The sequence below is a fragment of the Shewanella sp. ECSMB14102 genome, from assembly GCF_000813075.1.
Taxonomy (GTDB): Bacteria; Pseudomonadota; Gammaproteobacteria; order Enterobacterales; family Shewanellaceae; genus Shewanella; species Shewanella indica.
The window spans coordinates 1-1,668 of sequence record NZ_JWGX01000111.1; the positions used below are offsets into that span (position 1 = coordinate 1).

Annotated in this window: 1 protein-coding gene and 1 pseudogene; one reads left to right on the forward strand and one right to left on the reverse strand. The window is 41.3% G+C overall.

Features of this window, described 5'->3' with window-relative positions; genetic code table 11:
• Positions 1-215 precede the first annotated feature (215 nt).
• Positions 216-404: pseudogene (locus RC73_RS20400) on the reverse strand (helix-turn-helix domain-containing protein); the annotation flags it as partial.
• 648 nt (positions 405-1,052) lie between these two features.
• Here RC73_RS20400 and RC73_RS19565 point away from each other — a divergent pair.
• Positions 1,053-1,668 (forward strand): hypothetical protein (locus tag RC73_RS19565; RefSeq protein WP_152608476.1); only part of this gene is annotated, 616 nt, incomplete at its 3' end.

Below are 1,668 nucleotides of genomic sequence, written 5' to 3' on the forward strand. Positions count from 1 at the left end.
TCAAACGGCCTGAACCCCACACTATTTATCTCAACCGCAGTCATTGAAACCCCCTGAACCATGGGTGGGGCTAGCACGGCTCAAATCTCGCATTTTTGCGTGAAATAGGTTCGATTTCATCAAGCCTCTGCATCTCACGGATATCTTTCGACCTTAGTGTGCTCAAATCCCCTAACGGTGCTTGAACATAGACAGAAAGAAGATTAGGTTATTGTTTTACAATGGGTGGCTTGATTTTTTACCGGCAAGTAATGGTTATCCCGAATTCGATTGCGATTTACTTCCCGGCTGATTGTGCTGTGGCTGACTTTCAGACGTTTTCCTATCTCCCGATAACTGAAACCCTCGCGTAAATAGGCCTCAATCTGGTATCGTTGTCCCTCGATCAACTGCTTGTAATTCATGGTAACTACTCATGTTTGTTTGGCGACTACAGAGTATCACCAACAGGCAGTTGATCTCTCCTCACCGTTTAACCATGAGTGGTGCACTTATTATCTGAATTCGGGCTGGGTATTGTATAACCAATTCAAACGCTTAGCTTTAGTACTTCCTTAAGCTTAAGGGCGAAAGTAACAACACTTTTCCGTTTTCAACGGAATGTAGGGACGAACAACATGTCGCGCCCGTGCGGTAGCCATGGCTTTACTTAACGCTTTTTGTAGGGCTTGGGTTTTAGGGGCTTGGGTTTAAGGTGCTTGGTTGCAGGGCTTGAAGCGCTCATGGTAAGTACCTCAGAACTGATTTTTTATACAGTATTATTGACGTTCCTGACAATATGCCGGGAATTTGCAGCTAAGTTTGCGCGTTATTTCCGTAACTTTTAAAAAAATAGCATTAAATTCATATAGTTGAAAAGTGCAGCGGGTAGATAATAGGTTTGGAAACCGCGCATGCGCGTTTAGCTGCAAGGGATATTTGGACTAAATGGTATTATATCCAGCTAATACAAACAGATAGCGATGCGCGTTTATACTCCTCCGAGGACTAAAACGCGCATGCGTGCTATATAGCTGTTAAGCATTATGGTGTTTGCTCAACATGAGGTTTCAATGAATAGTGAAGAGTTTGCAGGTGAATACTTGCTAAAGAAATTTAGATTAAAAGACTCAGATATAGAACGTTATGAGGAGGAGATAAAAAATGGAGGAAACAGCCGTTACCTTTCTCTTCGAAAAATGTCACAACTTGAGAGCTATCATACTCCTGATTATGTAATCTCAGACGATGTAAATGACTCTCTTGAAGACATATTGTTTGTCGACGTTAGCGGTCCGAAAGGTGGTTTGTTAACTAAGACAGAAATTGAACTCGATAAAGAAATAGCTCGCATACAGTCTAAAATGTCAGTCGGGCAAACTCGCTCTGTAGAGTTAAGTAAGCAAGTGAAGCCGTTGATTCAGGGTGTCAAAAGCAAATTAATAAAAATCAACAAGAAGTATGCTTGTAATAGGGACTATAAGGGTTCTATTTCACCAAACAATGGAATCGTTTACTGCATGGAAGAGGGACGCGTTCCTGAACATCACAAGAATACAATGCATAACCTTGGAGCTTTCCAGTTATCGATAACTACATTAGAGCTGCTCGATTTACTATCCAGTGGAAAATGTCAGTTTAAGGTAGTGTTCATAAATCTGTGTCATTTGAGTAATATACACCCAAAAG